At 59.7% G+C, this 25,512-nt stretch carries 20 protein-coding genes and 1 tRNA gene; 6 read left to right on the top strand and 15 right to left on the bottom strand.

The features are described from left to right. Positions 1-152 precede the first annotated feature (152 nt). The gene (locus HDE80_RS19410; RefSeq protein ID WP_184673607.1) at positions 153-605 is read left to right on the top strand and encodes a hypothetical protein; all 453 of its coding nucleotides are present in this window, start codon (positions 153-155) and stop codon (positions 603-605) included. A gap of 1,477 nt (positions 606-2,082) precedes the next feature. On the opposite strand, the gene HDE80_RS19400 is transcribed toward HDE80_RS19410, so the two are convergent. The 3 genes from HDE80_RS19400 to HDE80_RS19390 form a co-directional block, all read right to left on the bottom strand. Continuing rightward, entirely contained in the window at positions 2,083-2,235 is a 153-nt protein-coding gene (locus HDE80_RS19400; protein WP_345776481.1) for a winged helix-turn-helix transcriptional regulator, read from the bottom strand. Positions 2,236-3,031: 796 nt separating this feature from the next. Continuing rightward, positions 3,032-5,398, bottom strand: coding sequence for a DEAD/DEAH box helicase family protein (locus HDE80_RS19395; RefSeq protein ID WP_184673603.1), 2,367 nt, complete (start codon positions 5,396-5,398; stop codon positions 3,032-3,034). Between the two features lie 821 nt (positions 5,399-6,219). Continuing rightward, positions 6,220-6,295: transfer RNA gene (locus HDE80_RS19390), tRNA-Ile, on the bottom strand. 175 nt (positions 6,296-6,470) lie between these two features. Here HDE80_RS19390 and HDE80_RS19385 point away from each other — a divergent pair. Further along, positions 6,471-6,662 (top strand): hypothetical protein, encoded by a 192-nt coding sequence (locus HDE80_RS19385; protein WP_184673601.1) that lies wholly within the window; start codon positions 6,471-6,473, stop codon positions 6,660-6,662. Between the two features lie 69 nt (positions 6,663-6,731). Here HDE80_RS19385 and rpoD read toward each other — a convergent pair whose 3' ends face one another. Together rpoD and dtd are read right to left on the bottom strand one after the other, a co-directional pair. Next, positions 6,732-8,606 (bottom strand): RNA polymerase sigma factor RpoD, encoded by a 1,875-nt coding sequence (rpoD, locus tag HDE80_RS19380; RefSeq protein ID WP_184600222.1) that lies wholly within the window; start codon positions 8,604-8,606, stop codon positions 6,732-6,734. 142 nt (positions 8,607-8,748) lie between these two features. Next, positions 8,749-9,204 carry a D-aminoacyl-tRNA deacylase gene (gene dtd / locus HDE80_RS19375; RefSeq protein ID WP_184673599.1) on the bottom strand — a complete coding sequence of 152 codons (456 nt, stop codon included), beginning with the start codon at positions 9,202-9,204 and terminating at the stop codon, positions 8,749-8,751. Between the two features lie 116 nt (positions 9,205-9,320). On the opposite strand from dtd, the gene HDE80_RS19370 reads away from it, so the two are divergent. After that, complete coding sequence (locus HDE80_RS19370) at positions 9,321-10,214, top strand: lipid A biosynthesis acyltransferase (protein WP_184673597.1); 894 nt, start codon at positions 9,321-9,323, stop codon at positions 10,212-10,214. 76 nt (positions 10,215-10,290) lie between these two features. Here HDE80_RS19370 and HDE80_RS19365 read toward each other — a convergent pair whose 3' ends face one another. From HDE80_RS19365 to HDE80_RS19350, 4 genes are all read right to left on the bottom strand, one after another. Beyond that, entirely contained in the window at positions 10,291-10,617 is a 327-nt protein-coding gene (locus HDE80_RS19365; protein WP_184673596.1) for a tetratricopeptide repeat protein, read from the bottom strand. Further along, on the bottom strand, positions 10,614-12,503 hold the full coding sequence (locus tag HDE80_RS19360) for a glycosyltransferase family 39 protein (protein ID WP_184673595.1): 1,890 nt from the start codon (positions 12,501-12,503) through the stop codon (positions 10,614-10,616). Before HDE80_RS19360 ends, HDE80_RS19365 begins: the two co-directional genes overlap by 4 nt. Positions 12,504-12,586: 83 nt before the next feature. Then, positions 12,587-13,651, bottom strand: a complete 1,065-nt coding sequence (locus HDE80_RS19355) for a CDP-glycerol glycerophosphotransferase family protein (protein ID WP_184673594.1) — start codon at positions 13,649-13,651, stop codon at positions 12,587-12,589. Further along, entirely contained in the window at positions 13,651-14,466 is an 816-nt protein-coding gene (locus HDE80_RS19350) for a glycosyltransferase family 2 protein (RefSeq protein ID WP_184673593.1), read from the bottom strand. Before HDE80_RS19350 ends, HDE80_RS19355 begins: the two co-directional genes overlap by 1 nt. 343 nt (positions 14,467-14,809) lie before the next feature. Between HDE80_RS19350 and HDE80_RS19345 the strand changes: the two genes are divergently transcribed. Next, positions 14,810-15,742, top strand: coding sequence for a glycosyltransferase family 2 protein (locus tag HDE80_RS19345; RefSeq protein ID WP_184673592.1), 933 nt, complete (start codon positions 14,810-14,812; stop codon positions 15,740-15,742). Between the two features lie 28 nt (positions 15,743-15,770). On the opposite strand, the gene HDE80_RS19340 is transcribed toward HDE80_RS19345, so the two are convergent. Next, a complete protein-coding gene (locus tag HDE80_RS19340) occupies positions 15,771-16,850 on the bottom strand; it encodes a glycosyltransferase (protein ID WP_345776480.1) in 1,080 nt (359 codons plus the stop codon). Next, a complete protein-coding gene (locus HDE80_RS19335; RefSeq protein ID WP_184673591.1) occupies positions 16,843-18,204 on the bottom strand; it encodes an O-antigen ligase family protein in 1,362 nt (453 codons plus the stop codon). The genes HDE80_RS19340 and HDE80_RS19335 overlap by 8 nt, the downstream gene beginning before the upstream one ends. Before the next feature lie 224 nt (positions 18,205-18,428). Between HDE80_RS19335 and HDE80_RS19330 the strand changes: the two genes are divergently transcribed. Next, complete coding sequence (locus HDE80_RS19330) at positions 18,429-19,553, top strand: glycosyltransferase family 4 protein (RefSeq protein ID WP_184673590.1); 1,125 nt, start codon at positions 18,429-18,431, stop codon at positions 19,551-19,553. A 6-nt stretch (positions 19,554-19,559) separates the two neighbouring features. On the opposite strand, the gene HDE80_RS19325 is transcribed toward HDE80_RS19330, so the two are convergent. The 4 genes from HDE80_RS19325 to def all read right to left on the bottom strand — a co-directional run bounded on the left by HDE80_RS19325 (position 19,560) and on the right by def (position 24,127). Further along, positions 19,560-21,260 (bottom strand): glycosyltransferase family 39 protein, encoded by a 1,701-nt coding sequence (locus HDE80_RS19325; protein WP_255483979.1) that lies wholly within the window; start codon positions 21,258-21,260, stop codon positions 19,560-19,562. A gap of 109 nt (positions 21,261-21,369) precedes the next feature. Then, the gene (rsmB, locus tag HDE80_RS19320) at positions 21,370-22,683 is read right to left on the bottom strand and encodes a 16S rRNA (cytosine(967)-C(5))-methyltransferase RsmB (protein WP_184673588.1); all 1,314 of its coding nucleotides are present in this window, start codon (positions 22,681-22,683) and stop codon (positions 21,370-21,372) included. Continuing rightward, complete coding sequence (gene fmt / locus HDE80_RS19315) at positions 22,680-23,621, bottom strand: methionyl-tRNA formyltransferase (RefSeq protein ID WP_184673587.1); 942 nt, start codon at positions 23,619-23,621, stop codon at positions 22,680-22,682. The genes rsmB and fmt overlap by 4 nt, the downstream gene beginning before the upstream one ends. Next, positions 23,618-24,127 (bottom strand): peptide deformylase, encoded by a 510-nt coding sequence (def, locus tag HDE80_RS19310; protein ID WP_184673586.1) that lies wholly within the window; start codon positions 24,125-24,127, stop codon positions 23,618-23,620. Before def ends, fmt begins: the two co-directional genes overlap by 4 nt. Before the next feature lie 188 nt (positions 24,128-24,315). Between def and HDE80_RS19305 the strand changes: the two genes are divergently transcribed. Continuing rightward, positions 24,316-25,449: a LysM domain-containing protein gene (locus tag HDE80_RS19305; RefSeq protein WP_184673585.1), complete on the top strand. Its 1,134-nt coding sequence runs from the start codon at positions 24,316-24,318 to the stop codon at positions 25,447-25,449. Positions 25,450-25,512: the final 63 nt, after the last annotated feature.

The raw sequence follows: 25,512 nt of genomic DNA, 5'->3' as shown, positions 1-25,512 counted from the left end.
GTTCGGCTGCTGTGCTCAACTATGCAGGCAAACAGTTCACCCATCAGGTGTCGCCAAGTGATTACGCGTTTCTCGTCTGCGCTGACAACCCCTAAACACTCATTCGAGCCGAACGGCTACGCCGCCGCTCAATTCAAGCGTTAGGTACTGCTGTGAACTCATGGGATCGTTTGAAGGTTATTGAAAAGGTCAGTCTCGCAGCTGATAAGCACGGCGCTTCGAACCCTCAGCAACAGAAGCAGCTCATCTTTAGCTGTACCGATGCGCCTGAAAGAGAGGTTTATTTTGGTCTTTTATCGTTCTTTTACGATGAGCAGTTACAGGCAAATCACTATGAACGGCAGAAGTTGGCAGGGGCTACATTACTATCGTTGGCTACCCCATCCGTCCTAGCACTGGATGCTTCTATATATGCATCGGCTCAATACTGGAACCTAAGTGTCGAAGAGCTACCTTGGTATTGGTGCAAAGTTTTTGGCCAAGATAAGGTTGTGGCATTTTTAGGGGGCTTAGTCGGTAGTTGTAGTGAAGCTAAACTAAAACGGAGCATAGAAACTATGCTGTTCTGGTCTCGGCGATATGAAGAAAGCCGCTCGCAGGTCTGAAAAGTGTCTCCGCGGCCATAGTAGAGAACAAGGTCAGCTACCTCTTCAGCCCGCGCGCCGGGGCTCGCAGTCTCGGTCGATGAAATCCCCTCTACAGCGATCGCAAATAGATCATCGTTCGGAAAGACTAGCTGCAGTGACCGCCTGGCAGCCCACCTCTCGTGAAAGGTGTGGCCTGCGCGAGATGCGCGGGTGGTACCAATGTCTTCGTCAATATTCGGCATTATCGTTATTGCGCCCTTTTCCTCGGAACAGCGCTCACTACTTGGATGTCACCAAGCCATATGCGATCTGAGGGTGACTGTAGCGCAAGGCCGCCATTCGCCCACAGGCTCAGGGTGCAGTCGATGTACACCCGCGTAGCGCCGCCAAAGAACGTGTTGCGATCCAAATCGTTCATCGGCGCGTTCGCCGAAAAACTCTACTTCAAAACGCTACAACTGATAGGGAGGAGGTCAGATCTCGTACATCGCCCTAGGAAAAATTAGTGGCACATCGCTTGGTAAATTACGTTCTTTCCATCCGCGAGATCCGCTACATGTGCATCGGAGTTCAATAAAATATGCATCGCTTGGATGAGTTCAAAATTTCCCCCCACTCCTCCGCTTGCCCGCTCTTTGGTGTGTAGCTGCGTGAGCATATCGTTCCTGATGCTTTCCAGTGATCCCGACCTGGTGACAACTGTTCCCTTTCCTGGATGTTGAAAGTCGTAAGCGCACGCTGGTAGATCAAACGAGATATATGCGCGACATGTGAGCGGCCGGATGGGATAGATATCGCACATACCCTGAGCGCTCAGGAATGGACATCGGACACGCCGCGAATCCCGTTGCGCGATGCTTTTTCCCTGAGCATGACGAGCCGCTATTTGCACCCGCATTCTGATCGTATCCTGCTCCGCTGTGGGAAGAGCTCGGATATAACCTTCTATCAGAAGTAACTCGGACGCAGTTGCGCTGACGTATAGATTGCAACAGTGACTGCAACCTGCGGAGCAAGCGACCTCTCGGCTCTGTCCTCTGACGGTGACCGAACCCTTTATGCGCGCCGCTCGTACGTCAAAAGCCTGATGCGCGCTATCAGCAACTTCTATGCAATTTCGATGATTTACGGATATGAACTGTGCTCGAAAGTTACCATCTGACGTCCGGGTAACCGCCCCGTCGGAACGCGGTGCAGCCGGTGCCGAGGCATTTCTAAACCGTTTCCATAGGCGGCCCAGCGGAGTTGTCGAAATGCTCATAACTCGAAATTCCTTTCCGTATTTTGGACGTAGAACTTGTCCAAGTTACTGCTCCAAGGACAGCATTTGAGTCCAAATAGAATCCACGGGGTCAATCGGCCGTGCTCGACGATGTCCGCTTTCGACGTCCGCGATCCCTAGGGTCATTGTTCCCTAGTGTCAAAGATATCGCGATTCCTTCTGATGCACTCTCGCAGCGAAACCGGGAGTCTGCAGCAAATGCCCGTAGTCTGATCAATCTGGACTGCCAGTCTCCTCCTGAAGAGCCACCTGATCTGCTTCAGTATGCTCTGTCTCACGTTGGGACGCCCATGTGAGTAGCGCATCGAGTGCTGGGCATAACGCCTGCCCCCATTCCGTGAGCCTATATTCGACTTTTGGGGGCACCTGAAAGTAGAGCCGCGTTCATTGCCCACAGAAACTCAACTTCCACATGGCTCAAATGAACGAGGACACTTCACATTTGATAGAACTAGAGCCGCGCTGTCGGAAGCTTCCATGCTTCGAGTTGCTCGTATGAAACGTTTTGAAAAACGCTTCTTCACGTCCGATCTCCTTGCGTTATGGGATCGGACTCTAAAGCTTTGTGCCACTCAGAACCGGAGGCGTCGTATCCATGCTGGATCCGGCTAACAATCGGGCGCATAGCCGGACCTACGTGGGCCGGCGCTATCGCGTAATCTCACTCCCTTTCGACCACACGGAGCAGCCATCGGCGGTCCACTTTTATGTCGACTAGCGACCTTCCGTCGTATGGTCAACTGGTTGGCGATGCTGGTCAGATTGTGCGGCGTAACTTGCCAGGTTCACGACAAGGCCTGCCTCAGGGTTTGGGAATTGACTCAGCCGATCCTCTCATAGTCGGCCTCCTGGGGCGGCCAAACTATGCTTTCAAAAACAATAGTTTCGAAATTTACACTGCCAAGTCAACGGTTTGGGGGTGCCAAACTATTGTTTCACGCACATAAAACCTCAAAAAGCATAGGGCCCTGATTTCTCAGGGCCTTATGCTTTTTGGCTGGAAGACACTAAATTCCCAGCGGAAAGTGACAGTGCGATTCCCAGCGGAAAGTGTCAAAACTGTCAGTTATTGCTGGGATCACCACACACGTGTGGCGGAAACCATAAATTGGCCGCCACTGGAAAGCATAATTTGGCCGCAGTCCTGACTTACCCTCTATCCCTACAACACCGGGAGAAGTTCAGACACCCTATAACCCATGGCCCGATAGCCGCGTTGACGCTTGTCCCACATTCGGAGTAACGCCGGATGGCCTAAGTCCACGAAGTCGATGATGCGCACATCGGTCTTGGTGGCGTGCTCACGATGCAGGCGGCCGGCGTACTGCTGAAGCGTGCCCTTCCACGATATCGGCATTGCCAGCACCAGCGTATCAAGCGGTGGGTGGTCGAAACCTTCGCCAACCAGCTTTCCCGTGGCGAGAAGAGCCCTCGCCGCATCCGGTGGAAGGTCATCGAGCTCCTTGATCGACTTGGCACGTTGCTTCTTTGACATCCGGCCGTGAAGGATGAAGAGGCTGGGTATTTTCCCAAGTAGTGCGGTGGCGACGGCATCGAGGTGTTCAGTACGTTCGGTCAGCACGAGAACCTTGCGACCTTGGTTGAATGCATCCTGGATTGCGTCGGCGATTGCGATCGTCCGCGCAGGGTCATTGGCAAGATGGCGGAAGACGTCTTGAATACCTGCTTCCTGGGGAAGATCGATTGGAGCGCTGAACGAATGCGGTATGACTTCCAGATCATGTGGTGCGCTTGAAGGTTGCGCAGCGGTGTAGCGGGTCGGCCCACACTGCATGAAGACTATCGGTTGCTGGCCATCACGGCGGATTGGCGTGGCGGTCAGACCAAGCACAAATTTCGCCTTAACTCGCTTCAGGATGGCGTCGAACGATACTGCGCCGACGTGGTGACATTCATCAATGATGACGTGTCCGTAGTTCTCGACCAGTGAGTTGACCTCGCCTTGTCGCGATAACGATTGAATCACGGCAATGTCAATCTTGCCCGTTGGCTTGGCCTTGCCGCCACCGATGGTGCCAATCCCTCCCTTGCTGACAGCGAGAAAGGATTGAAGGCGTTCCTGCCATTGCTTGAGTAGCTCAGTGCGATGGACCAGTACCAGCGTATTGACACCCCGACGGGCGATCAGGGCGGCCGCCGTCACCGTCTTCCCGAAGGCCGTCGGCGCACATAGCACGCCTGTGTCGTGATGCAGCATTGCTGCTGCAGCTGCCTCCTGGTCGATGCGTAGCGTGCCGGCAAACTCTACCTCGATCGGCTGCCCTTCGTTGCGTTCATCCCGCACGTCGCAACCGATACGGTTGATCTTCAGCAGTTCCTGGGCGGCATCCAGGCAACCCCGTGGCAGCGCAATGTGGTTGGGGTAGTTCTCAGCGCAGCCAATCACGCGGGGTTTATCCCAGACGGCGAAGCGCATGGCCTGCGCCTTGTAAAATTCAGGGTTCTGGAAGGCAGCTAGACGGATGAGGCGGTTAGCGAGAGGTTGCGGAAGTTCTGCCTTCTCGAAGTAGATGAGATTGGCCAACGTCACTTTGAGCGACTTCGGCATCGGCCCGGGCAACTTGCTGGTCAATATCGGGGATTGCTTCCATGGCTCCTTGTGATCTTCCTCATCGATGAAAGTTACATCCAGTGGATGCACACCCCCGGTGGCGCGAAGGATGGTGGGCTCAATGTCGTGTACCGGCATTTGCAGCAATGAGGCCAAGAAAGCCCACTGGTCCGGGTGCGGCTGTAGCGCGTCATCCACGAACACGCTGTAGCCGTTTTCGCGGGGCCCCTTTTGCAATGGGAGTGCGATGAGGTTACCGAACCCTCCCTTGGGCATCGTGTCCTGGTTTGGAAAAAGGCGATCATAGGAGGTCAGTTTGAGCTGTCGGGTACGGGCGCAAGTGTGGCTAATGAGGGCTGAGCCAAGCCGACGTGCATCACGGACTGATGCGCGGCCGGTGAAAAACACCCAGGCGTGTGCACCGTTACCTGAGCGGGAGATTTCGAGTGCGACAGGAACGCCCAAGTCGTGGCAAGACTGGACGAAGGCCACGGCATCCTCTTCCCACTCTGCTTCGTCGAAATCGGCTGCCAAAAAATGGCAGGTGTCGTCTGGCATCAACGGATAGACACCTACCGTGTGCTTTCCTGCAAGGTGGTCGTAGATCACAGCATCCGATAGTGGAATGAACAGGCGATTGCTGCATTCCGAGCACTTGATGCGCGGCTTTTCGCAAACGCCGGGGCGCCATTCGTTCGCACAAGCAGGCGAGTATCCCGCCTTGCCTGTAGATTTGCTCGCCCAGCGGACGGGATAGATATCGGTGCGTCCCTGAAACAGGCGGCGGAAGAGGGCCACTTTCTCGATGGTGCTGAGCTTCGAAGACTCGGTTTCTTCGAGGGTTGCAGGCGAAGGCTTTAGTGCTGGCAAGCGCCATTCAACGCCGTGTGCTTCCAGCAGTGCGATAAGCCGGGCGTTTTCCTTCTGGAGGGCGGTGAGTGTCACATTGTTCGCCATCGAAAAAGCGCCTCATCTTTCGTCTCTCACAGTGATGAGAGCAAGTCTATCGGCCCAGCTGAGTCCCGAAGTATAAGTAATGAGTGTCCGATGCGGACGCCGGCATCATGATCCGCGAGGCCGTCTGGCAGCGGCTTGGCGGCATCTGTCCAGGACACTGAAAAGACCTCCGTGTTAGGTCGGCAAGTGTCAGCCTCGGGGCAGCCCAATTTTGAACAGGCCGCCTCGAACATCATTGGCACAATGCCTTCTTAGCTCCTTGACCGACTTATGATGGGACACCCGGCGCATACGTCCGTCCATACCTGCGTCGTCCGCGTGCGTTCTTCCAGGTACTGCGTTGCGCGTGCCGGTGCGGCTGCAGAAAGTTCGTGCACTAGCGCTTTCGCGTTGTGACTGTGGCGCGGGTTCGACCGGCCTTCGCCGGCCGCTTGGTTGCCGGCTTCGGCGATTTCGCGGCGACCTTGTTCGCAGTGGGTTTTGCGACCTTTTTGGTCGCCGCTTTCTTAACGATCTTTTTGGCTGCCTAGCAGGCCTGAGCAAGATATGCCCTGGGCGCCTTTCATCCCACACTCACGAGCCTGGAATGGGCTACCTACATACGTGCTGTGGCTGCCTCGCTCGGCGAGAGCCCGCCTTCTGGCGCTCGTACACGCGTGAGGCGTAGGGTGGCGCGAAACTCGGCAGGGCTTACCTACGACCGCTTAACAGGCTCCCGACAGCGCGGTTCCGGCCAACTTATGCTTATTTTGTAATCATAAATTGGCCATAGTGGCCAACTTATGCTTTCAGCCACACACGAACCCCGTCGAACTGGTATTTGGTGGGCCCACGAGGACTCGAACCTCGAACCAAAGGATTATGAGTCCTCTGCTCTAACCATTGAGCTATAGGCCCTTGCGGACTGGCAAGTGTAACCAATGCGGATGGAAACGACGATGGGCTGAGGTGTTGCTGTTACTGAGTTGGCTACATTGTCTGCACGTGGCGTGTGCGTATTATCGGGCGTCGGCCATCAGGCCGGATACGCGTAGTTCGCATCCATCCTCAACGAACGGAGTTTGAGAATCTTATGAAGCGTTTATTGATCGCTGGTTTGATTGCTTTGGGCGCCATGGTTGCCGTGCCGGCAATGGCGCAGCAGGTGGTTCACCACCCGGCCGCTCATCATGTCGTGCATCGCGCACCGGTTCATCATCGCGTCGTCCACCGCCGCCCGCTGCCGCGCCACCGTCCTGTGGTGCATCACCCGATCCAGCACTGATCAAGTCGTCACCAGTAAAAAACAAAACGCCCGCGTAGGCGGGCGTTTTGTTTGGCTATGTGCTGAAACTTATTCGACGTCGAGGAACGAGCGCAGCTGTTCCGAACGGCTTGGGTGACGCAGTTTACGCAGCGCCTTGGCTTCGATCTGGCGGATGCGCTCGCGGGTGACGTCGAACTGCTTGCCGACCTCTTCCAGCGTGTGATCGGTGTTCATGTCGATGCCGAAGCGCATGCGCAGCACCTTCGCTTCGCGCGGAGTCAGGCCGGCCAGCACGTCGCGCACGGTTTCCATCAGGCCGGTTTCGGTAGCCGAATCGATCGGTGAGCTGGCGTTGCTGTCTTCGATGAAGTCGCCCAGATGCGAATCCTCGTCGTCGCCGATCGGGGTTTCCATCGAGATCGGTTCCTTGGCGATCTTCAGCACCTTGCGGATCTTGTCCTCGGGCATCTCCATTTCCTTGGCCAGTTCTTCCGGCGTGGCCTCGCGGCCGAACTGCTGGAGCATCTGGCGGGAAATGCGATTGAGCTTGTTGATCGTCTCGATCATGTGCACCGGGATACGGATCGTGCGCGCCTGATCGGCGATCGAACGGGTGATCGCCTGGCGGATCCACCACGTGGCGTAGGTCGAGAACTTGTAACCGCGACGGTATTCGAACTTGTCCACCGCCTTCATCAGGCCGATGTTGCCTTCCTGGATCAGGTCGAGGAACTGCAGGCCGCGGTTGGTGTACTTCTTGGCGATCGAGATCACCAGGCGCAGGTTGGCCTCGACCATTTCCTTCTTGGCGCGGCGGGCCTTCGCCTCACCGCTGGCCATGGCGCGGTTGATGTCCTTGATGTCGATCAACGGCAGGAACAGCTTGCGCTCGATGGTGGCCAGCTTCTCCTGCTCGGCGTCGATGGTCTCGCGGTGGTTCTTGATGTTCGGCGACCATTTCTGGCGCTTGCGGCCCAGCTCGGCCGCCCACTCGAGGTTTCCCTCGTTGCTGGGGAAGGTCTTGATGAACTCGGCCTTGGGCATCTTCACCTGCTTGACGAAGATGTCCATCAGCACGCGCTCGTGATGGCGGATGTCGTTGACCACTTCGCGCAGCTTGCGCACGAAGCCGTCGATCAGCGCGGACGGCAGCTTGAGCTTGAGGAACTCCTCGGCCATCTGGTCGCGCAGCTTGACGATCTTCTTGTCGGTGATGCTGGCGGCTTTCGGCGCGGCCTTCTGGAACTTGCCGTAGTAGTCGCGCAACAGTTCCATGCGGCGCTTCACTTCTTCCGGATCGGGACCAGTCGGGCCGGCTTCCTCTTCGTCCTCGGTTGCTGTTTCGTCGTCTTCGACTTCAGCTTCGTCGGTCGGATCGGGCTCCGGCAATAGCAGCGCGGCGGCTTCCTTTTCCTTGCGGGCGAGGTCGGCGGCTTCTTCCAGATCGAGGAAGCCGGCCAGGATTTCGCTGAGACGGCGCTTGCCATCCAGGTGCTGGTCGTATTCTTCAAGCAGCAGTTCGATGGTCAGCGGGAAGCTGGCCAGCGCGGTCTGTACCTGGCCGAGGCCTTCCTCGATGCGTTTGGCGATGGCGATTTCGCCCTCGCGCGTCAGCAGCTCGACCGTTCCCATCTCACGCATGTACATGCGTACCGGATCGGTGGTGCGGCCGACTTCGGCGTCGACGGCGGATAGGAGTGCCACGGCTTCTTCGGCGGCGGCTTCGTCGTCGGTGCTGCTGCCGGCCTTGTCGGCCAACGGATCAGCATCCGGCGCGGCGTCATGCACTTCGATGCCGACGCCCTTGAGCACCGCCATGATGTCTTCGATCTGCTCCGGATCGACGATGTCGTCGGGGAGGTGATCGTTGATTTCCGCGTACGTCAAATAGCCCTGCTCCAGACCTTTGGAGATGAGCGCTTTGATTTCAGACTGTTGCTCGTGGGGAGCTTTGCTATTCATTAACCGACCGCCGCGGGGTTCAAGAACCGGACATTATAGCGATATGCTGCTTTTTTGACCAGATTTCAAGTGAAAAAGTTTCGATTGGGGTACGCAAAAATCGCGCCAGATCGGGCCTTTAGCGTGCTCTGCGAAATGCGCTTTATGTGGGCTCCGCTCGCCCGGTGTCGAGCCAGAAAGTTACCGGCCCGTCGTTCACCAGCTGGATCATCATATGGGCACCAAAGCGGCCGGTTTCCACCCCGGGGTGTGCATCACACGCGAGTTCGACCAATCGATCGAACCATATCCGGCCCTGTTCCGGTGTTGCTGCCGTCGAAAAGCCCGGCCGCATGCCCGAACGCGTATCGGCCGCGAGGGTGAACTGGCTGACCAGCAGCAGGCCGCCGTGGGTCTCCGCGAGCGAGCGATTCATGCGGCCGGTGTCGTCGGCAAACACGCGATAGCCAAGCAAACGCTCGAGCATGCGTCTGGACTGTGCTTCGCCATCGTCTGGCTGCACCGCTACCAGAGCCAGCAGGCCTGGGCCGATGCGGCCGACAAGTTCATCGCCCACATCGACGCGGGCGGACAGTACACGTTGGATCAGGGCAATCATGCTGGCATCTGGGTGGCTGGAGTTTCAGCTTAAAGCGACCCGCCGATGGGTGAAAGCACAGGCCTGTAGACGTGATCCCTGCGGTCACGTCGGACGCGCTCCCGTAAACTGTGCGGATGCGTGCCGACATGACCTTCGTTTATCTCTTCCTGCGCCTGCTCGGCCAATTGCCTCTGCGTGCGCTGCATGGCATCGGCAGCGTGCTGGGCCGGTTGGTGCTGTGGCGAAACAACCGCACGGTGCAGAACACCGCGGTGAACCTACGCATCGTGCAACCGCAGTTGGATGATGCAGCACAGGCGACGCTGTTGCGCGAGGTGATGATCGAGAGCGGCAAGTCGGTGGTCGAGCTCGCCAAAATCTGGGGCGGCGGCGCGGAGCATGCGTTGGAACTGATCCGTGAAGTGCGCGGCGAAGGCTTGCTCAATGCCGCGCTGGCCAGGGGCAAAGGCGTGATCATCGCCGCACCGCATCTGGGCTGCTGGGAATTGCTCAACTACTGGCTGTGCCGCAAGACGCCGATGTCGATTCTGTATCGGCCACCTCGCGTCGCAGCAGTGGAAGCCCTGCTGCGCAAGGTTCGCGGCGCGCTGGCGCCAGAGCAGGTACGTGCCGATGGCGCCGGCGTGCGTACGCTGTACAAGCGACTGGCGGCGGGTGGCACGGTAGGCATCCTGCCAGATCAGAAGCCGCGCGCCGGTGAGGGCGAATTCGCGCCGTTCTTCGGTCGCGACGCGCTGACCATGGTGCTGTTGCCACGGTTGGCGGCCCGTACCGGAGCGACGGTGCTGTTCGGATTTGCGGAACGCTTGCCGGCGGGCGCGGGCTATCGCGTCCATTTGTTGCCGGCACCCGAGAGCATCGTCGATGCCGATTTGGCCATTGCCTGCACGGCACTCAATCAGGGCGTTCAATCCTGTGTCGAGCTGGCGTTCGCGCAGTACCAGTGGCAATACAAGCGCTACTCGGCGGATGATCGGCCAAGCCCTTATGACAAAGAGAACGGCTGAGGGTTATCGAGTCGCGATGACTCTATGGAAGTTGCGTAAGACCGTCTTGCCAGCATGCCAATTTCTTGCGCTGTTTCTACAGGTTTGGCTTTTCCAGCCTGCGCAAAAACACGCCCATTTCCTTTTCGGCCTGCTTGTCGCCGCGCTTTGCGGCGGCGGCAATGCCGCTGCGCCAGGCTTCGGCAGCGGCCTCTTTCTGGCCTGTGTCCAGGCAAGCCTTACCCAATAGTTTCCATGCTGCTGAATAGCCAGGATCAAACACCACTGCGCGGCGCAGCTCGTCGATAGCGTCGCTGCCATTGCCGTCCGATAGCAACGCACTTCCCAGCGAGAATCTCAGTAGTGCGCCATCGCGTGGTCCATCGCGCTGCAGGCGAAGACTGGCGATCCGCTCATCGTTCATGGCTGCGAGCGATAGCGCCCATCCGGGATGGGATAGATGTGCGTCGGCTGAGTGGGTTCGGGCGGTGTGCGTCCAGAATAGATATCAGCCAGCGAGGCGGCTGGCCAGATCACCATCCACGATGAGCGGAACGGTTGCACCAGCAACGCGTAGCGTAGATCGCTGGCATCGAGTTTTTCGGGGTGATCGACGATCAGGCCATCGGGATGCGCCTGGGCAAACTCTTTCACCGCTTGTTCGCCCCAAAGCTCGGTGATCGGATGCAACAGGCGACCCTCGAAATGAAACTGGCCGTCATAGTTTCCAAGATAGGCGATCGGACGCTGCGCAATGTCCGCTGCACCCAGCATATGTGCGGATGGGTCAAGATTGTACTTGGGCCATAGCGCGAGCGTGAACAGGGTATTGAGCGCGAGCGTGGCAACCAGGCCAGCGACCGCCAGACGACGCATCTCGCCGCGGCCGCGTACGAGTAGTAGCGCACCCAGCAGAAGGAAGATCACGCCGAAAAAGCGACTGTACGCGGCGGGGCCATCAAACCACTCACCGTGCAAATGATTCCCTGCGACCAGCGCCGGCAGCGCGAACAGAAAAACGGCGAAAATGATACCGCCTATCCCTAGCGGCCATGTGCCCAGCCATGCATTGTCGGCCAGTATCGGTCGACGCTCGCGCAGCACGGCAACGGCCGCGGCGATCAGCATCACGCCACCACCGAATTCCGGCAATGGGTAGTACGCCTGTTTGCCACTGATCAGCGAGAACACCAGAAAATTCGGCAGTAGCCAGCAAAGCAGAAAATGCAGACCCGGCTCCAGCGGTTGGCGCAGCAGCACGATCAGCAGCGGCACCAGCAACAGAAGGATCAACAGGTGTTCCAGCTGCGAGGCATGCCAGTGAAAAACCAGCAGCGACAGCAAACCAAGCGCCGCCACTGCCATCAAACTCAGGCCCACCCGCATACCGGCGCGCCATGGCTTTTGGAAAAGCGCGATAGCGAGGGCAACGCTGGCGCGCGGCCACGCGCTGAAGGGAAACATCAACACCGGCAGATAAATCAGATACCACCACGAAGGATGCGCATGGCTCTGCAACGGCTCGGCATGCTGCATCCCCTTCACCACACGACCGGCGGTCTGGGTGAAGAACAGCCGTTGCCGATAGGCGTCGCCACCGGAAAAGCCCGCAGGGAGTGCCCAGGCGAGCAAAATCGCGCCACCAAGCAATACGGAAAGCACGCCACGACCGTACCAGCGCGCGCGATGCTCACGCGCCCATTCGTTCCATAACGGACCGAGCAACCACGGGAACAGGATATGCAGCAACATCACCGGCCCCTTGGTCAGAAGGCCGGCACCGATACATAAACCGAACAGCAGCCAGCGCGGCTCGGCACGATCGAGTTTCGGTGTCAGGCAAAGCAGTGCCGCCAACGTCCACGTTGCAAGCAGCACGTCGTACATGATCTGCTGGCCGAACAAGAAGGCATAGCTCAGCGCCAGCAACATCCACGGCGCGCCCTTGGCGATCCACGGCCGGTTAGGGAAAAGCCGCCGCGCGAGCACTGAGACAAGCACTAGCTGCGTGCCGCCGATCAGCACTTCAAGCGCGCGTGGCCAGACATCACTGGCACCAAACACGAACCAGCCAGCGTGTATCAGCCAGAACAACAGCGGTGCTTTTTCACTGTAGGGTTCGCCGTTGATGTACGGCACCAGCCAATGGCCGTGGCTCCACATTTCCCACGCCACCGCCAGCGTTCGCGTGGAGTACAGCGGCATTGGGCCGTGCGAGAAAATCGCCAGCAGCGCTACCAATGTCCACAGCGGAAGCCACGGCCACAGAGCCCGCAGGGTTTCGGAACGGCTATAGGCACTGACGGACACAGGCGCACTCGTGTGGATTTAGTGGTGGATTCTAGTCTGCGTGGGACATAGCACGGTTACGACGTGATTGTAGCGATCGTGATTCAGGCCGGGCCCCAGTAGCCAATGCGGCGGCGCAGCTTAAGTTTACGCCACGGATTCCACGGCTTGCGGCGGCGATTGCGTGCGCCCGCAGCGATAAAGGTATCCACTGCATCGAGTACACGCTCGCTCGATCGGCCGTCGCGATAAGGATGGATGGCGTCGGCGAATTCGCGGATCGCCTGCATCAGCTCCGGTGGTCTGGCCAGCGCGCGTTCGATCGCCGGTTCGAACTGCGCGGGATCATCAATATCGATCAGCTGCGGCCCTGGCCGGCGATTCTTGAACGTCACCACGGGCTTGCCAGTGAGCAGAAATTCGCTCAATGCCGAGGAGGTATCCGAGCACATCATATCGACCTGGGGAAACAGTTCGAGGATGTTGTCGTTTTCGGCGAAGCGGAGAAACTCATTCTGCAGCGCCTTGTAGCGCGCCGTGATTTCCGGATTCATCTTCGGATGAAAGGTGACGATCCAGCGCCAGCGGCCATTGCGCGATAGCCGCTTGATTTCCTCGTACAAGGTGTCGGCGGCGCTCCACGATGGTGAGAACGTCGAGTGATAGAGAATGACCGGCGGCTGGCGTACCGGCGGCAAGGCGCCGGCGATTTCGCGCATGAAGGGGTCGAGCTTGGGCCAGCCGGTTTCGATGACCGTGAAATGGCCGAGCTTGGTGGCCACCTCACCAAACGCCTTGGTGTCGCGCGGGCCGGTGGTGCAGTACAAATCGAAAAAGCCGCGCACGTAGACATGACGCGGCTTGCCGGCGTCGAAGCCGTGGAAGGTTTCCACCTTCACACCAGGGAAGAAGTGCGGCAGATGATTGCTGGATGTGATCACGGCGATCGGGTTCCACGCACGCACTTCGGCGACAGTCAACAAGCGCTCACCGTCGATCAGATCCTCAGCGCCGGGGCCGTCAAAGAACCATGCCGCTTCGTGACCGCGCGCCCGGATAGCCTCCTGCAATGGTCGCAGGATGGCCAGCGCGTAGCGCTCGGAGCCGTAGAGCAGGTAGTGCTTGACCAAGGCCGGTGCTGGTTGAATGGGTGCGGGTGCGTTGCTCATCAGCGATCGATGCCATGGCGAGTGAGAAGTTTGGCCGCGCGATCCACCGACTCGGGGTTATGTCGCATTTCGTAATAACGCATGCGCTTGTAGATGGCATAGCTGGCCGCGGTGTGCGCGATCATGAAGCCGCGCCAGCCGTCCATGAAAGCGAGCCGGAAAAGGTAGTCCTTGATGAAGGCCAGGGCGAAGACGAACGGCGCCTGCCACATGCGCACCGGTTTGCCCTTCTCCAGCCAGTCGCGACATTTCAGCTCGGCATAGCGCAGCACCTTCAGCTGCTTGTGCGGCAGGGTGGGATTGTTGATGTGGTTGACCGGTGCGCGCAGCGTGGGGGCATCGCCGTCGAAACGCAGCGATTCGTGTACTCGCGCATCCGTCCAACGGGCGCGACCGCGATGATAAAGGCGTGCCAATTTTTCACCGACGGCCGGGCGATACCAGTGCATCGGCGCGCCCATGTAGATCGTGCTGCGGCGCAAATAGGCGGCCGGTGCATCGCTGGCCATCAGTTCCGGCAATCGATGCTCCAGCTCGATGGCGAGTTCAGGCGTCAGGGTTTCATCGGCATCGAGCGCGAGAATCCACGTGTGGCTGCATTGCGTGGTGGCGAAGTTACGCTGCGCGCCGAAGCCAAGCCAGTCCTGCTGGACGACGCGTGCGCCGTGGGCCTGCGCAATCGCTACCGTATCATCGTCGCTGCCACTGTCGATCACCAGTTTCTCGGCCGCGAACGGTACGCTGTCCAGGCAGCGCCCGATGGTGTCGGCCTCGTTGTGAGTGATGACGACGAGGGTGAGCGGGAGGGTGGGCATGCGGCGGATTCTAGCCGATTGACCCATGGCCTCATCGAATTCAGCCAAACCGTCGCCGCCCGCTTGCCGATTACCCTGTCGTATCGCGGGCACTCATCAGTCTCGCTTATCTTGTTAGTCATGGCAGATGCCAGCTGCCGAGTTGGGTATGATAGGTATTGGATAAGCGTCCGCATTGACAAAACTTTACCTGCGCCACGCACCAGCCCTGCCAAGCTTCGGCAGCGATCATGGGAAAATGCCTGCTAATGAGCAAGATCGCCAGCGAGGTTGTTATTTACGCATGCGCCGTATTTTCGGGCGGGAAACTTTCCCCTGCACACCTGTCGTCGAACGTCTCTTCATGAGCCAACAAACGACAAGTTTCGCGGTGGTCATCACCAGCTACAACTATCGCGAGTATGTTCTGGAAGCGGTGGAGAGTGCGCTGGCACAGAGTCGCAAGGCGGCGCAGGTCATTGTCGTCGATGACGGCTCCACTGATGGTTCGGTCGACTTGCTGCGCGAGCGTTACGGCGCCGACGATCGTGTAGTTCTGCTTTGTGGGAACAATGGCGGCCAGTTGGAGGGGTTCCAGCGTGGCGTGGCGCGTGTCGAAGCGGATGTCGTGTGCTATCTGGATTCTGATGACCGCTGGGCGCCGGATTATCTGGCGCGCTTGGGCGAACTCTACGATGCTCGTCGTGATGTCGATTTCGTCTTCACCGATATGCAGCACTTCGGCGAAGAGAACAAGGTCGTGGGTTTTCATCGCAGCGCCGTCGACCTGGGTTATACCGCGGTGATCACGTATGCCCTCACACGCTGGTACGGCGCGCCCACTTCGGCGTTATCCATGCGTGCCCCGTGGGCCAGAAAAGTGCTTGAGGTACCGGACAGCTTTCGCGAAACCTGGCGCCTCTCGGCGGACAACTGTCTGGTATTCGGTGCAAGTGTGCTCGGTGCACGAAAATACTATCTGCCCACAGGCAGCGTCTGGTATCGCATCCACGGCAAGAACGGCTGGTGGTCCAATCGCAGTGCGTCGGTGGCATACACCAACCGGCTGCGCTCGCGAGGCTTGATTGGCTACTACGCGCGCGTAGCGGGGCTGGACGAGTCATGTATCGAGCTATCCAAGCTCGAATACAAGACCAAGCCCGATCCGCAGTGGGCAGAAACCAAGCGTTATGCAGCGCTGGCAATGCGTGGACGCGCGCCGTTGTGGAAACGTGTCGAGCACATGCTGGCCATTCTGCTGGGATCAAAAGCAACGGGACTGCCTAAAAGCAGTTGATCGTTCGCCAAAATCATTGCCTCAGCGACTACTTGCCCGATGACTTGACGCCTTGTCCTGCCCATTCCACATCGGCGGTTTGATCTTGTAGGAGCGGTTGCAATGCATCCTGCAGAAGTCCTGCGAAACGCTGCTGATTGGTCTCGAACCAACCGCGTGCTGCCGCGCCAAGAGCTTCATATTCGCGGGCACTCATGTTGCGCGCGCGTTCGATCGTGGCTTCCAGCGCGGCTTCGTCGAAATGGTAACGCGTTGACGCATTCAAGCGTCCTACTGCCTTGGCGGCAACCAGAAGGCCTCGTTCGGGACGCACCAATTCATTCATCGGTGGCGCGTCACAGGTAATAGTCACAGCACCGCAGCTCATCGCTTCGGCGATGTAATGACCCCAGCCTTCGGCTTCGGACAGGCATAAATGGAAGACGTGGCTATTCTGCAGGTGGCGGATGTCCTCGATATCGCACAATGTGGCAATACGGTGCTGCACATTGTCGCGCTCCGGTGTCATGGGCATGCCTGGTGCCGTCTGTGGCGATTGCAGCACCAGTAGCGGTGGCCACTCGGGATGGCGTCGCCACAGCGCGAGCAGGCGTCCGGTACCCTTCATCCGGCTGGCACCGGCCAGATGGAGGAAATGTGGCTCCCTCGGCATTTTTGGAATCAGGCAATCCGTGCTGCGAAAGCCGATATAGCGCGTGGGTATGCCGCGTGCCTGAAATATGGTTGCAGCGACTCGAGTCTTGGCAAGCAGTGCGTCGAACCGGTGCAAATGCCGCTCGTCTCGCCGGGACAGCCATTCCGGATTCGGTATGAAAAAGTTGCGCCTTGCCGTGCCGAAGTAGGCTGGTTGCACATGCTCCAGCATGATGTTGGCATCGAACTTCCAGCGCACGCCGTCGCCACTTTTCAAAGATTGCCACATGAGTCGGAAGCGGATCCACAGCGCGCGCGGCGTCCAGCGCCGCCGCTTTGGGCCGACAGACGTCACATGCACTTCGTTACCCAGCGACTCGAGCGTTTCCCGCAACAGACGCAGGTCGTGACTCAGCCCTCGACCGTTATCCCAGCCGATCAGGTTGATACGCGTTGTTGGCATCCGATCAGACACGCAGCGCGACCTCTTCTGATGATTTCCGCCGACCGAGTAAAACCGCCAATCCAAGCACCAGGAAAAAGTACAGCGAATGCGGCATGGCCCGATAGAAGACGTTGTCAGTCAATGCACACAACGCATACATGCTGACAATGGCGACACCGACAGAGGCAGTGATGATCTCGCTGTCATGAGCATGCAGCGCGTGACGAAGAAAATAGCCCAATGGCACAGCGAAGATCAGCAAGATGACCAGCAAGCCTGGTGCGCCGCCGGTAGCGGCAGCTTCCAGGTATTCGTTATGGGGGTGTTCATATTTTGCGATAGCCGGGTTGGTGTGACCCTCGGCGACCTGCTGGCGTGCATACACACCAAATTGATCGATACCCACGCCCGCCAGTGGATGATCCATGAAAGCGTGGCCTGCCGTGTGCCACATCTCCAGCCGCTCGCGTACGGCACCTCTGGCATCGGTCTTGGAGTCGTAGCTTGTAATCTCCGAACCCACCTCTGCAAATCGCTTCACAAACACGGGCTGACTGTTGAGGGGCGTCGTCGTGGAGCTGGCCACCGTGGTTGCCACATTCACATTTGCCGTCCCCGGGCCGTTTGCCTCGACAGTGGCTGGCATATTGACGTTATGCACGCTTCCTGCGGCAAGAACACCGCCACCCACAATCGCGACAAGCATCAGCAATCCCTTGCCCCAGCGATGGGTGCGGCGGGCGTAGATCACGATTAAAAGCAGCAAGATGGGTACGAAAGCCAGCAGTGGTCCACGGCTCTGGGTCAGCAGAGCGCCATACATGCCAAATACGGCGCCAGTGCCATGCAAGATTTTTTCAAGCAAAGGATTGCTCGAATAAAATACTTGCAGCCACCCGCTCAATGACAACACCAGTAGGGTCATGGCGAATTCAATAGCGCCCCAATCGCCGCCGTTGAGACCGAAAGCTCGGTCAATGCCAAGGAAAAAGTGCTGTATGAGGCAGACGATGCCGAGAACAATCGCGGTAAGGCTGAAACCGAGCCATACCCAGCGCATGCGTAGTGGCAGGCTGAAGACGGCTGCCGTTGCCATGTAAAGCAGAATATGGGACGGCAGATCGAAAGCGTTCCAGCCAAGCCCGTGACCAAGAATATTGAGCGCCGTATAGAGTACGCCCAGGCCACAAACAACCATCACGGGCCAGGCCTTGCGATAGCTGTTCCGCGTGGCGGCGCTTCTGAAAAGCAGGCCCAAGCCAGCGATCAGCAACATTAGCGCGGGTAGAGCTTTGACATGCCAGGAGACGGAAAACGACAGTGGCATCAGGGCAACCAGCAGAGACAATGCGCCCAACCCCCATGCGTTCGATCTTGCGTCCACGCCTTCTCCTATCAGTCAAATCATCTCCCTGTGCTGCACGAAGGGTTTGAGGTCTTCAGCACTAGCTTTGAGTTTACGCATGGTACTTTAGGTAAGCCCCTCGACGGCAAAGCATTATCAGGCCATAACAGCCGCGTTCATGTTATCTATTGCTACCCACTTTGTTGTCTATTACTAGCCACTTCCCCCGCGAAGTTCTTCGCTCGGATGCATAGGTCGATGCCTTGAAGCTTCTGTTCACCAACTTCCATGACGGTGACGGCGGTGGCCATACGACCTACGTAATGACGCTGGCCAAGGCCTTGGCCACTCGACATGAGGTGCATGTAGCGGTGCCGCCGACAAGCCGGTTGTACCTTGAGGCGAGCGCGGAACCGTCTCTGCATGCCTGGTCACAACCGTTTCCCAATGGACTGAAGAGGCTGGCGGCTCGCCGGCAGGCGCGACGGCGGCTCGCAACCTTGTTGCGAGAGCAGGATTTCGATCTGGTACATGTCAACGGCTCGGCCGACCATCGATTGGTGATGGCGGCCGTGCGTGGGTTGCCACGCCGACCACGCATTGTGCTGACCAAGCACAACTCCAAGCCGATGACTGGTCTTGGTCACTGGTGGCGCGCAAGGCGTGGTACCGACATGGTCATTGCGGTCTGCGACTACACGTATCGGGCGCTAGCGATCTCACCGTATCGAGGTTGCCGACTGACCACGGTACACAACGGAGTCGACATTGCCCATTTCGCACCGTGGACTCGTTCGCTGGCGGCCGTGGAGCGGCAGCATTGCATAGGCGATCCGTCGGTGCTGTTGCTCGGAAGCAACGCAGGCACGGCGGCCTACAAGGGCTGGATGGATCTGGTCGAAGCATTGGCGTTGCTACCGCTAGACGTGCGTGCCCAAATACATCTACTGGTCGCTGGCCGAACGCCGGATGCCGCCCGGCAGCAGCGCATTGGCGACCTGGGCTTGAGTGAGCAGGTGCATTTTCCTGGCCTGCTCGAAGATGTGCGGCCGGCACTGGCGGCCATCGATGCGGGTTTTGTGCTGTCGTGGGATGTCGAAACCATCTCGTTTGCCTGCCGCGAAATGATGGCGATGGGCAAACCGGTATTGGTCAGCGAATACGCTGGCCTGCCGGAGAATATTCGTCCTGATGTCGATGGCTGGCTGGTGCCACCGCGCGATCACCAGGCCATGGCCGAACGACTGCGGCAACTTCTGCAGCAACGCGCTGATCTGCCATCGATGGGCGTCGTGGCCCGCGCACACGCGGAGCAGGCCTTTGGACTGGACCTGTTCGTCGAACGTACCGAGACGGCCTACACCGATTTGCTGGCGGCGAGTCGCTGAGCACGCTCAGTCGGCGGCATCACTGTCGTTGTCATCACCGTGTGGCACGCAGCCGGGCAGCACTGCATCGGCCTTGAACATCCACCACTCGCGACGATTGGCGTGGCCGACGTAGGTGGCCTTGCGGCGATCCACGCACTGGCCCATTGCCACGTCGAGACTGAAGATCCAGCGTTGCGACGGCTCGGCACCTTGCCATGCGATGGCGTCGGCATATTGCTGCGGCCATGGCTTCAGGAAACCGAATTCGACAGTCGGCCCCTGCGTCATCAGCAGGTTCTGCTCCTTCCAGGCGAGCAGGCCGATGGTTGCCTGAGGCCCGGCGATGACACGCGCGTGCTGCATGACATCGCGAGCCGAGCGATCGCCGTTGAGCATCGGATAACCCCACAGGCCGTAGAGGCCCCACAGTACGCCCGCAAACGTCAGCCAGCCCATTGCGGCGCGACGTACGCGCGTGAGCGCGACGATGACCAGGCCAACCAGGCCGATGCTGAGCAGCAGCCACCAGATCCGCGGATCCAGGCTTTGCTCGAACTGCGCGGCCCAGGATGGATGCCGAGTTAGCGCTAGCGCCGCCGCGGCGGTCAGGCCGGCACTCATCAGCCCGGTCAGCGCGAAGATCAGCACGCGGATGCCCCGCTTGCGCAGCAGGCCCGGCAGCAGCGGCGCCAGCGCCAGTGCGGTCATCGGCAAGGCCGGTAGGATGTACACATCGCGCTTGCCCGGGCTGATGGAGAAAAACAGGAGGATCAGCACCACCCAGCCCAGCGGCAGCAGCAATCGCGCGTCGCGACGTTTCAGCCGTCGCCACCATGCCGGCAGCGCCCATGGCAGCAGCAGCGATAGCGGCAGCCAGTCGATCAAAATGATGCCGATGAAATAAAACGGCGAATGGAAGTGCCCGCTCGGCGCGGCATAACGATGCACGGTCTGGCCGAACAGGATGTTCTGCACATACTCGGCGTGCTGCGGATCGCCGTCGGCGTGTGCGACCAGTAGCATGGGCAACAGCCACGCTAGGATCGGTACGAGGAACATCGCCAGTCCGCCGGCCCAACGCCAGCCGCCGCTGGACCACGCGATGTGCTGCCAGCGGCCGCGGCGTGCGACGGCATAGGGAATCAGCATCAGCAGTGCGATGACGCCGACGCCCTTGGTCGCCACGCCGACTCCCGCAAAAAAGCAGCCCGCCGCAAACCAGCGCCACGATGGTCCCAGCAGCAGGTGACGCAGCAGGCCGTAGTTGGCCAGCGTGACCCAGCCCAGCAGCAGCGGGTCGATCTGCGCGTTGCGCATTTGATAGGTGAAGTGGATGGTGACCAACAGGGTGGCTGCGGCCAGCAGGGCGCTGCGGTGGTTCCACAGGCGACGCGCCAGATCGTAGGTCAGGGCAAGAGCGCCCAGGCCAGCGGCCAGCGACGGCAGCATGAAGGCCACGCGCCAGCTGCCGGTGATGAAATAACCCAGCGCCTGCAGCCACATGAATACTGGCGGCTTGTCCGGATACAGTTCCGCGCCGCGATGCGGGAACAGCCACTGGCCATGCTCCACCATCAGCCGCGCGACCAGCGCAAAACGCGGTTCGTCCGAGGGCCACGGATCACGCAGGCCGATGCCAGCACCGAGCAGCAGCAAGGCGAAAACACCGAACAACAGCAATTCCCAGCTGGCGCTGCGCAGCCACAGTGAGCGGGCGTGGGACAAGGACTTCACGGCGAAGCAGGTTCCGTTGGGCAGGTAAGGGCGCAAGCATAGCCGGGCCGATGCGAGGGTTTGAAACTCGACGCGTTTGCCGCGCCGCGCGTCGTCATGGTCAGTCCTGGGGCACGGCCTGCTTTTCCAGCACGGCGTAATACATGCCATCGAGATCGCCATCACCCGGCAGAATCTGCCAGCCGACTTTGGCGGCATGCCCTACCGGCAAAGTGAACGGCACCACGCGCGCATCGCCCTGTTGAGCGAGCAGATCGCTCACGATGACCTCGTTTTCCGCGCGCAATACCGAGCACGTGATGTAGATCAGCCGTCCACCCGGCGCGAGCAGCGGCCATAGCGCCGAGAGTATTCGGCGCTGCTGCTCGTGCATCGCAGCGATGTCGCTTTCGCGCCGGTGTAGTCGCACGTCCGGCCGGCGTCGCAGCACGCCAGTGGCTGAGCAGGGTGCGTCGATCAGGATGCGGTCGAAGGGTTGGCGTTTCCACCAGCCGGCGGGTGCGCCGGCATCGCCGATCACGATCTTGGCATCGAGCCGCAGGCGCATCAGGTTCTGGCGGATGCGTTCGCCGCGTTTGGCATCGACTTCCAATGCGGTCAGGTCGATGCGCGCGCGTTCGAGCAGATGGCAAGCCTTGCCACCGGGCGCGGCGCAGGCGTCGAGCACGCGCATACCATGCTTCAGGTCGGCAAGATCGGCGGCGACTTGTGCAGCGCCATCCTGCACGGCGAATGCGCCATCCTCGAAGCCAGGCATGCGGGTGATGTCGGCGCTATGCGGCAGCACCAGCGCATCGGTCAACCATGGATGGAGGGATGCTTCGTAGCCCGCCGCCTGGAACTGCGCGAGCAGCGCAGCGCGCTCGATATGCTGGCGATTGACCCGCAGCATCAGCGGCGGCTCGCGGTTGTCGGCAGCCATCACCGCATCGGCTTGTGCCGGCCAGTCGCTGGCGAGCGCCTTGGCCAGCCATTCGGGGTGTGCATGGCGCGTTTGTGGCTTGGCATCAAGCCGGGCGATCAGGTTTTCGCGCTCGCGCTGCCAGCGGCGCAGTACGGCGTTGACCAGTCCGGCCAGCTGCGGACGCTTAAGGGTGCGGGTGGCTTCTACGGTGGCCGCCACGGCCGCGTAATCCTGCAGTTGCAGGATTTCCAGCTGCACCAGACCCAGCACCAGCAGCGCGTGGATCGCCGGGTCCTTATGTCGCAGCGATTTTTCCAGCAGGTGATCGATGGCAGCGTCGAAGCGCAGCCACCAGCGTGCGCCCTCGCTGAGCAAGGCCATCAGTAGCGCACGGTCGCGTGGATCGCGAAGCTTCGGTGCGTTGCGCTCCATGACTTCGCGCAGGGAGGCGCCGCGCATGGTGATTTCGGCAAGGGATCGGGCCGCCAGTGCGCGGGTGTCGACCGTCATCGCGGGCCGCGCAGTTCGGGGCGCGCGTTGAGGTAATCGGCGGCGGTAATACGCTTGCCACCAGCGCGCTGCAGCGCGGTGATGCGCAGTACGCCATCGCCGCAGGCCAGGTCGATGCCGGCGCGACTGGCGCCCAGCACGCTCCCAACGGTGACATGGTGATCGCCCTCCATCGCGTGCGCTGCCCAGATCCGCAGCGGTTCGCCGGCCACATCCGCTTCGGCGACGGGCCAGGGGTCGAATGCGCGCACTTTGCGCTCAAGCGCCACCGCTGTTTGGCTCAGATCGAGCCTGGCTTCGGCCTTGTCGAGCTTGTGCGCGTAGGTCACACCATCTTCATGCTGTGGCATAGCGGTCAATGCCTCACCGGCCACCGTGCGGCGCAGCCCTTCGGTCAGTACTTCGGCGCCGAGGGCGGATAGCCGATCGTGCAGGCTGCCGCCGGTTTCATCGGCGGCGATCGGCGTGCGTCGCTGCAACATCACCGGACCGGTATCCAGCCCTGCTTCCATTTGCATCAGATCGACGCCGCTTTCCGTATCGCCGGCAAGAATGGCGCGCTGGATCGGTGCAGCCCCGCGCCAGCGTGGCAACAGGCTGGCGTGAACGTTCCAGCAGCCCAAGCGTGGTGTGGCCAAGACCTTGCGTGAAAGAATCAGGCCGTAAGCCACCACCACCAGCAGATCCGGCTGATAGCTCGCCAGCGTCTGGCGTGCCTCAGTCGATTTCAGTGACTCGGGTTGTTCGATGGCGATACCTGCGGCCAGCGCGGCCTGTTTGACCGGGCTGGGTGTCAGCTTGCGGCCGCGGCCCGCGGGACGATCCGGCTGGGTATAAACGGCAACGACGATGGCATCGCTGGCGATACAGGCTTCGAGGCAGGGAACGGCAAACTCTGGCGTACCGGCAAAAATCAGCCGCAAGGGGCGCTCACTCAAGCGGTGGCCGCCTGCTTGCGCGCCTTTTCCAGTCGTTTGAGCAGCAGGTTGCGTTTCAGCGACGAGAGATAGTCGACGAACACCTTGCCTTCCAGATGGTCCATTTCATGCTGGATGCATACGGCCAGTGGGCCCTCGACCTCGACGATGATCTCTTCACCACGGACGTTCTGAGCTTTTACCTTGACCGTCAGCGCGCGAGTGACGTCGGCATACAGGCCGGGAAACGACAGGCAGCCTTCCTGGTAGACCTGCGAGCCGGCCTTTTCGAGAATCTGCGGATTGATCAATGCCAGCGGCTCGTTGCGGTCATCACTCATGTCGGTGACCAGCACGCGCTTGTGTACGTTGACCTGGGTCGCAGCCAGTCCAACGCCGTTAGCGTCGTACATGGTTTCGAACAGGTCGGCGACGAACTGTTTCAGCTCGGCGTCAAACACGGTGACCGGCTCAGCGCGCGTGCGCAGGCGTGGATCGGGGAATTCGATGATGGTAAGTAGGGACATGGGTTTCACCTCGGCGCCAAAAATGCGGGCGGCTTGGTAAAAAACCACCCCGGCACGATCTAGAATGTTTCTCATTGTACGTCGGCAAGCGTCCGGGCGCAGACGATTTTTGCCAATTAGCGCCTGTTGCGCGTCTTAACGGTTCGGTTACACTCGACCGAGCATCTGGGGAAGGGGGATTCCCACCAATGATCCGAAAAATTACCGTGTTGCTGGCCGGCATGCTGGTCACTGTGGCTGCCTACGCGGCAGGCGCACAGTTACGAGCCAACCACCCGGACAGCTACACCGTTCGGCGGGGCGATACGCTCTGGGCCATTTCCGCGAAGTTTCTGACCAAGCCCTGGCTGTGGCCGGAGATCTGGCAGGCCAACCCGCAGGTGCGCAATCCGCATTTGATCTATCCGGGCGACGTGCTCAATCTGTCTTTCATCAACGGCGGTGGTGGTGGACCGAGTCTGCGACTTGAACCCAGCGTGCATGCCGAGGGTGACGCTGTGCCGGCGATTCCACTGGCCGAACTGCAGACGTTCCTCAAGGACTTGCGCGTGGTGGATTCCAGCACCGTCAAATCCGCGCCTTATGTCGTTGGGCTGGAAGAGGGACGGCTACGCAGTACGGCAGGGCAGAACATCTACGTGCGAGGTCTGCAGGGCGCGCCGGGTCAGCGCTGGGCGATCGTGCGACCAACGCACTTTTTCCGCGGTTTCGACCAGCGGAACCCCGATAAAGCCGATCTGGTCGCTCACGATCTGGACAGCAACGTTGCGGTGTTCAAGACCCCGTGGGATGAGGACACCCGCAATGATGGCCACTACGGAAAAGGCCAGGACATGGGCGTCGAAGTCAGCGTGGTCGGCAGAGCCGAAACGCTGCGTATGGGCGATCCATCGACCCTTCTGCTGCTTGACTCCACCATTGACATCCGTAGCGGCGATCGAGTCATGCCACTCGATGACGCGCCCTACGATCCGTACTTCTACCCTCATGCGCCGACGTCGGTAGCCAAGGATGCGCGCGTGATCGGGTTCGCTGACGCGATGGATGCGGTGGGTCCCCATCAAGTGGTGGCACTCTCGATCGGCAAGCGGGACGGCGTCGACAATGGCCAGACTTACTCGATCTACCAACCAGGGCAGACCATCAGCGACGACGTGGCGAGCAATAGCTGGGACCGTGGCGTCGGTAAGGAAGTCACTCTGCCGGCTGAGTATGTCGGTCACGTCATGGTATTTCGTACGTTTGATCGGGTCAGTTACGGCCTGATCATGGACGGCCTGCGGCCGATACAGATAGGAAATCAGCTGCGCATGCCGGAATAAGCGCAGCTCAGCGGGTTTTTCCTACACAACGGCGCGGCCATCACCGCGCCGTTTTTATTTGTG

The sequence above is a fragment of the Rhodanobacter sp. A1T4 genome, from assembly GCF_014207185.1.
Taxonomy (GTDB): domain Bacteria; phylum Pseudomonadota; class Gammaproteobacteria; order Xanthomonadales; family Rhodanobacteraceae; genus Rhodanobacter.
The sequence above is the reverse complement of the archived record's forward strand: the minus strand, read 5'-3'. Positions and strand labels throughout refer to the sequence as shown.